8 protein-coding genes are annotated in these 7,509 nt (G+C 41.9%); all 8 read right to left on the bottom strand.

Annotated features, from left to right (window positions below; genetic code table 11):
• Positions 1 to 28: 28 nt before the first annotated feature.
• The 8 genes from AAEZ02_RS21345 to AAEZ02_RS21310 all read right to left on the bottom strand — a co-directional run bounded on the left by AAEZ02_RS21345 (position 29) and on the right by AAEZ02_RS21310 (position 7,016).
• A complete protein-coding gene (locus AAEZ02_RS21345; RefSeq protein ID WP_351124925.1) occupies positions 29 to 796 on the bottom strand; it encodes a DUF8692 domain-containing protein in 768 nt (255 codons plus the stop codon).
• A 643-nt stretch (positions 797 to 1,439) separates the two neighbouring features.
• Positions 1,440 to 1,613, bottom strand: a complete 174-nt coding sequence (locus AAEZ02_RS21340) for a hypothetical protein (RefSeq protein ID WP_232772110.1) — start codon at positions 1,611 to 1,613, stop codon at positions 1,440 to 1,442.
• Positions 1,614 to 1,931: 318 nt separating this feature from the next.
• Positions 1,932 to 2,615 carry a hypothetical protein gene (locus AAEZ02_RS21335; protein ID WP_124012962.1) on the bottom strand — a complete coding sequence of 228 codons (684 nt, stop codon included), beginning with the start codon at positions 2,613 to 2,615 and terminating at the stop codon, positions 1,932 to 1,934.
• Positions 2,616 to 2,763: 148 nt separating this feature from the next.
• Positions 2,764 to 3,153, bottom strand: coding sequence for a septal ring lytic transglycosylase RlpA family protein (locus AAEZ02_RS21330; protein ID WP_101033546.1), 390 nt, complete (start codon positions 3,151 to 3,153; stop codon positions 2,764 to 2,766).
• A gap of 756 nt (positions 3,154 to 3,909) precedes the next feature.
• Entirely contained in the window at positions 3,910 to 4,164 is a 255-nt protein-coding gene (locus AAEZ02_RS21325) for a DUF5676 family membrane protein (protein WP_101033544.1), read from the bottom strand.
• A 103-nt stretch (positions 4,165 to 4,267) separates the two neighbouring features.
• Complete coding sequence (locus AAEZ02_RS21320) at positions 4,268 to 4,663, bottom strand: cupin domain-containing protein (protein WP_101033542.1); 396 nt, start codon at positions 4,661 to 4,663, stop codon at positions 4,268 to 4,270.
• A gap of 148 nt (positions 4,664 to 4,811) precedes the next feature.
• On the bottom strand, positions 4,812 to 5,150 hold the full coding sequence (locus AAEZ02_RS21315) for a TraR/DksA family transcriptional regulator (RefSeq protein ID WP_124012959.1): 339 nt from the start codon (positions 5,148 to 5,150) through the stop codon (positions 4,812 to 4,814).
• Between the two features lie 159 nt (positions 5,151 to 5,309).
• Positions 5,310 to 7,016: a BCCT family transporter gene (locus tag AAEZ02_RS21310; protein WP_124012958.1), complete on the bottom strand. Its 1,707-nt coding sequence runs from the start codon at positions 7,014 to 7,016 to the stop codon at positions 5,310 to 5,312.
• Positions 7,017 to 7,509: the final 493 nt, after the last annotated feature.

Genomic DNA, 7,509 nt, shown 5'->3' with positions numbered 1-7,509 from the left:
AAGTGATTTATTACCTTGGCATGCCGATCTAAAAGCTTGATGATATCGGGCTCCACCGCTTAATTGACCGCTTACATTGCAAAAGACTTTGATTAACCCCAAGTTCACCACCAATGCCGCCATCAGCGGCGCTAGGTACTAGCATCCGTTTGAATGGATCTGTTGAGCTGAATTCACTCTCCAGAAATTGATGTGATGTATTCACGAAGTAACTACACCAAGCTACAATTCCTAACCATTTTGCACCGTCTTCGATAAAATATTCCCAATGACCAAGAAGCCGCCACAACTCTGGCGGAAGAATAGCGTCAATGACAACAGAAAAACCAAGAAATACTAACGCCAACAATAAAAAATAGTAATTTGTTTTCAAAATAAGCGCTTTAAAAGTGAGTAGATAAGCCGATACCGCAACGCCCAGAATCAGGTAGACCACCTTTTCATTCAATCCAAGATACTGAGATACCAATGAGTCATGAAATTGGAATAAATCGTCAAGCATCAAATAAAGCGTCAATAGGGCCGAATAATATAAAAAATTAACTATCTCTCTTTGGTTGCTATGGCGAAGCACCCTTGCCATAAAAAAGCATATTGACACGACCGCGCACCACAGAAGAATGCCCAGACTTGAAAGAAACCCAGAAAGAGGATGGATGTTACCTATCGCGGCAACATCTCGCGTCATAAGAGGAATATCAACGCCCAAAATAAAGCTCATCCCTGCTACCACCACTAATGCAGATATAGAAGCAATAAAAGTAAATAACAATTGTCTACTAGGTATTTTTTTCATAACAGAAATCTCCATTTTCTAGTAAGCCTAACGCCGATGCTCAACGGCACCGGCTGTGAGGGCGCTGCAATCTGAACGTAACATTCCGACGAGAAGACAAACCCGTAAAAAGAATAGACTATGCCATCACCTTCTGCTTTATCAATCTGATTGTTATAAATTAGCTTGTCCTCTACCGCATCAACAGACTCATCCTAAACCTTGGATGATATATTGTTCCTGATATACGCTAGGCGTTCATCGACACGCTCTGAAAAATTATTGCCCCATCCAATTATGTAAAGTGTCAAGCGAGGGCATCATCGGAACGACTTATATAAGCCCATCTTTTCTAATGAAATAACATTGCTTCTTTGTATATTTATTACAGTATTTTTTTATGAGTATTTATTACGATAGTTTTTTTACGACAGTCTTTTACGATTTTTTAAACGTACAAATTGAACGGGAGTTATCAATAAATGGAGTGTAGACAGATAAATATAAGTCATACGGCTGATTCAACTTAGCAGAAGATACTTGATATCAATCAAATAGAAATAGGGTTACTGGTTTCAGGTATTATAGATAAAACACACCGCCAAGGTTGGCAATTTGAAGCGCCGTTTTCGATCTAAATGCTCACTGTACTCAGTTAATGCCGTCAAGCCCTAACCGCACCGTTAAATAAACGCCCCAAATCGATGATAATGTTAAGCCTGTTCTCTACTGGGATGTTGAGCCTGTCTAGAATGGGTTGGCTGCTTGAGCTTTTATCTTCACAGATAATTCGGCCCGTATCGTCTACCAGCACAATGTAGCCTTTGACGCTAAACATGAAGCTAACCATCTTGGGTGGCAATGCGTTAATGTTTTGTTCGAGATGTTACCGACTATCATAATGGCTCAATGATAGACACCAGGCGAGATCTGTTTTAGAAACGACACTCAATCGTAAAATTGAGTCGGTTCATTGATGTGGAAACACGTAGTAATTCCGTCTAACAGACAACATTCGGCGTTGACGCTTAGATCTATATATTTTAGTACTGTGACGCGGGGATATTGTCACCCATTACCTCCCTCTGGGAGATATGGGTTAGATAGGCCTAGTCATTTCAATAAAAATGGATACCTCTAGCTATAAGTCATTTCCCTATGGGGGTAAATACCCACGGCCGTTTTTAGCTAAATTACTCACACCTACAGTCTCGTCATTTAGCGCGCTGCCGTAATTATCACGACAATGAACACAAGGGCTCATTTTGTTGACGAAGCGGCCTTTTTTAGTATATTTTCTCAAATAAGCATGTGAAATCTCGACATTCTGTCGATCTAGTCCAATAGCATCGCCCAATTTTTGCCTCAAATCACTTACCGCGACATCTTCAGCACACATGTTGTCATTTGCACACCCCCAACCTATAGTTTCCTTGCTGGGATCGCTGTGTAAATATCTAGCCGCAACCCAAGGACCACCGTGGTAACCCGTTGGCTTGCCATCAGGAAAATTAGAGGGCCTATTTGCCTGCTCGTAGGCTATGAGTTCAAGCTTGTCTATTGGGGCGCGATCGCAGAGAGTATCGTGAAACGCTGGGCGCGCTGTGGTTACAAAATAATTATGATTGTGACTGATTTTTAAATCACGACAATAGTGTGAATCTTCAACGTTGTTTATGCTTTCTATATCAGCTACGGCATCACTGCAGGCTACTATTTTGTCACCCACATTGAGATCTACAGCCTTTATCCAAGCCTCAGCAATAAGGTAAAAACGATGTTCTTCTACAACAAGCATCGACGTTTTTAATTCACCAATAGAATATTCAATCTCTATCATATCTTTAGCAACACTTCTCAATATCAGTTCAATCGGGTTAAGTTAAAGCGCTACAAACGTGGAATTAATAACCTTACATATCAATGGCTTGTTATGAAAACCCCACTAATAAAGGCTAAACCAAGCCATATAATGCAATCGCTATGTGCTACCGGGCTATTTCTATTTTAACGTTAATTACACCATTAGATATATTGCCAATACTGCTGAAAGCAGACTTTGAAAGATCAATGATGCGTCCTTTAACAAATGGGCCACGATCATTGATTTTAACGATAACGCTTTTACCATTATTGGTATTGGTAACTTTTACATTTGAACCAAAGGGTAAATCTCTATGCGCGGCTGTTTTTTGATTGTGCTTATATAGATCACCGCTAGCTGTTTTTCTGTTTTGATATCTATCTGCATAGAATGAGGCTTGTCCAGACTCAGTGAAGCCTATCCAGTTGTCACCAGCACCAGGCTGAATCGAAGTACAACCTGCTAAAATACAGGAAAACGTTAAAAACTGAATTTTTCGTGAAATGGCTACCATTTTTTGTCTTTTAGTGTGTTCACATAACGAGCCTGAAGAATAACTCGTTTTGTTGTCATTTAATCATGTCATAAACACTAACTGACTTTGAATAGTGATTCAAATGAAACCGCTATTTTCATTGATCATTACGCTGAACACCATTTTGGTATCCTAGAAAGGGTTTCGGTGGGGTTATCGGTGAGCAATTTGGCAAACTATTACCTTGACGTTCTGCCAATTCAGGCTTGTGTTAACTTTTTAATATTACCAACGAGACAATAAATCTGCCATTAGGTATTCACTGTTTGTTGGCCGAATGAAAGCTACAGCCAGCCATGGTTATCATCAATAACATAGCCTCTTTCATCAGCATTCACATTAAGCGAAACAGGCAAGTGATGGCTCCCCGCTCATTAACAAGAGTGCATACGCACGGGTGTCAATCACAAAGATAATCGCGAGTTCAAGAATGCGTGGATAAGCCCCATCGCGGCGATGCTCATATTATCAGTTGTCATATTGTCAGTTGTCACATTATCAGTTGTCATATTATCGATATCACACAACAATGCTTACCCACAACACCTGAACAGCTGTGGCAACTTTCCATCTGCCGGGAGAAGGCGAGTTATCCAAACCCACTATCGTTTGTCTTGCACTGACCAATATCAGTTACCATTGAAGAAAGGTAATAACAGACTAATGCTTTACTATCCGCCAACACTAATAGGCGTCCATGTTTATTTGAAAATCACGGTTATTTTAACATCATGTTTATTTTAACATATTATAGATAACGGCTACTAACCATACACTTATGCCAGCAACACCCGACCAAGCAATTAGACCGATAAAGAAACCAGACCACGTTAGAGTCCAATTCATATCCGATAAATTAGCATGCACCATGTGCCCCGAGATTAACATCATAGGTTCCGGAAAAAAATGTACCGTGGCGCTACAAATAACCCAAAGTAATGCAAAAGAAATTGCTGCTGAAATAGCCATTGTTGTAGGTTTTATACTCATAGCTTCCTTTAATATCGCTAGGGTTAAATTGAGTTAAAAAACATAATGCTTTATGTAGAAGCAACATGTAATTGACGAATATAGTGTCCCTGTTTAATTTTTGTTATGTCTCGACTGGGCACTCAGTGCTATGTTCTGTTGGTTGTGGCGTTATCGTCATCACCTTAACTCCGTCCGGTGATTCAAAGCGATGCCAAATCCCCTTTGGAATGACTAATATTTGACCCGATGATAATTCGTTACGCTGTTGTTGATGTTGGTTTAATAAAATCAAGGTTGTTTCACCACCTAACACCTGAACGAATTCGTCACCATTAAGGTGCCTTTCCCACTCACTAAAACCTGAGTAATGAGCCACGTATATTCCGCCATCTCTATATTCTGATAACAAAGTAAAAGCATCTTTTGCTTCATCGGCAGTCGTTTCAGCTGTTCTATTTTTGAGAAACTTAACTTTCGACAACGCATCTTTAATTGTGATTGCTATAGATTTAGACACTTACGGGATCCTTGTAGCTATATAATGGCTTAATAACTGACGAAAAGTCGTGGCCTAAACGTGATCGTAACGAAAATAGTCCGCGGTTTTAAGTCCTATTGATTAACGTATTAAAGATAAATCTATCAATCAAAGGTCACTCTATCAATCACTTATCTGCACACTTGATGCATAGCGAGTAAGACGGGTCCACCTCTAGTCTGCGGATGTTTATCTCTTCCCCACAGGTGAGGCAAAAGCCAAAATCATCAGCGGCAATTCGGCGCAACGCGCCCTCAATGCTTAAGATCTGATGTTCACGCCGCACTTTTGCTTCAATCGCCATGCTTTGCGCACGCATCGCATCCATTCGGCTTAGCCTACCAACGGCCGATTGATCCAGTTCCACGGCCTTTGCTGCGTCGTCAGACGTGCTACTTAGGCTCATGAGTTCAGACCGCAGTTGCAGCAACTGCTGTTTGAAATTTTTGATTTGCGTTTCGTCCATCTGCGTATGCACTCCGTTCTATCGCATTAATAACTGGCGAAAAATTGTGGACTAAACTTGAGCGTAGCAAAAATAACCCGCGGTGTTTAATCCAGTTGATTAACGTGTTTATTCAAGACTGGCAAATCAAAGCTAATAAATAATTGACCAACAAAGCAGCTAGTTACCAATTTTGTCCCCTTCCTTATGTTCTACAGCTTCTCCAACATCAGCGTCTTCTGTAGGTTCTGGCGCCGAGGGGTGAGCATTTTCTTCCGCCTGTCGCGCGGCTTCTCTTTCGGACTCTCGTAACAACATCGACTCAATCCGCTCATGCAAAAGGTTGTCATTTTTTTGCCTTCGCTGCCATTCCAAAGACAAATCTCGATAAAGCGAATAAGCCATTAACACCATCAGCAGCATAAAAGGAAAAGCCGTCACAATAGAGATCGTCCGCAACCCCAGCAGCCCCCCACTAAGCAGCAGCACTCCCGCCATCAATAATTGCAACACACCCCATAAAATACGCACAAAGCGGGTAGGATTAAGAACACCTTTCGACGTAAACATACCCAACACGAAAGTAGCCGAATCTGCAGATGTCACCACAAACATAGACACCAAAAGAACCGCAACAATCGCCGCATAAAAGCCACCGGGTAATTGATCTAGCATGGCATAGAGCCCTGCGGGCACTTCCTGCGCCACTGCCGCAGCGATACCCGCGTTTTCGAACAGCTCAAAATAAATAGCGGAGCCGCCAAAGGTAGAAAACCAGAGCATACTCAATAGCACTGGCACAATCATAACGCCTAAAACAAACTCCCGAATAGTGCGTCCCTGAGAAATACGGGCAATAAAGCTGCCGACAAAAGGTGCCCAACTAAGGCCCCAAGCCCAATAAAAAATGGTCCATTCTTGCACCCAATGCGCACTAGAATACGGCGTCGTTACCAAACTCATCTGGATAATATTACCCACGTATTCGCCCATAGTTTGGGTCAATTCACTGAAGATAAAAGCCGTAGGCCCAAGCATTAAAACAAACAGCAATAGACCTGCAGCCAACACCATATTGGCATTACTCAAGTAACGTATGCCGCGATTTAATGGCGTCATGGCTGACAGTATGAACAACGAGCCGAGTCCGGCAATGATCAGTAACTGGGGAGTGATTCCGTAAGGCATACCAGAGAGCCGAGACAGACCACTATTAATCTGTAACGCCCCCAGCCCGAGCGTCGTTGCCACACCAAAAATAGTAGAAAGCACCGCCAAAATATCAATCGCATTTCCCCAACCGCCATCGACACGGTCTCCCAACAAGGGCCGAAAAGTTTCGCTAATTAAACCACGACTGTTGTGACGAAACCTCACATAGGCAATGGCCAGCCCCACCACCGTAAAGTTGGCCCACTGATGCAGGCCCCAATGAAAAAAGGCATAACGCATACCCGTCTGCGCAGCTTCTACTGAGCCTGGCGCGCCTATTCCTAAAGGCGGTGAACTAAGATGAAGTATCGGCTCTGCTACCCCCCAAAAGACCAAACCAACCCCCATTCCACCGGAGAAGATCATCGCCAGCCAGCTGCTAAAACTAAATTCAGGAGGTTCATCATCAAGACCAAGGCGAATAATACCGAACCGAGAAAAAGCCAAGCCCAAAGTAAAGAGCACAAAACCGCTACTGGTCAGAAGATACAACCAACCAAAATTGCTCGTCGTCGCATTCAATGCTTTCTGTGCCAACCTTTGTGTTTCATCAGGTTCGACAGCCGCAACCGTCAAAAAGGCAACAATCAGAAATATTGATAGATAAAAAACCACCCCCACATCCCCAAGCAGTCGATTTACCCAGCACTTAAGCTTTCCTACGCCACTGCACATACTACTCCTTAACCTTCTGGCTATTCACAAGCAGCTAAGTTAAGCCATCCATTGTTATAATCGGTAACATTAGCGACAAATTAAACTAAGCCATTCATTGTTATAGTATTCAACATAGTCTCTTTCAGCATTCATTACGATAGTCTTCGATTATTCCAGTTGATAAATTGGGAATATTGTTTAGCAGATTGAGCATTATGAAGTGAGAGGAAGATGAAAAATGAAGGAAATAGCGGATTTAACCCGGCAATATAAGCTTGATATCAATCAAGCTAAATAGGCACATAAAATAGAATGGTTAGGTGTTAAGCACCATCAGCAAGCTAAACCTAGCCATAGTTATCCTCATTTTCCTGCAAATAAAGTAAACTAAAGACTAGACCAATGTTTATTATTTACTGACAGCTCAATATTATACATGCCTATGCAGTTGGCTCAGTAAGAATGTATTGGCGTGTGAATGATTGCCAAATTTAACAATCTGTTAGGTATT

The organism is Shewanella sp. T24-MNA-CIBAN-0130 (assembly GCF_040310185.1).
GTDB lineage: Bacteria > Pseudomonadota > Gammaproteobacteria > Enterobacterales > Shewanellaceae > Shewanella > Shewanella psychromarinicola.
This window is presented reverse-complemented; position numbering and strand designations above follow the sequence as displayed.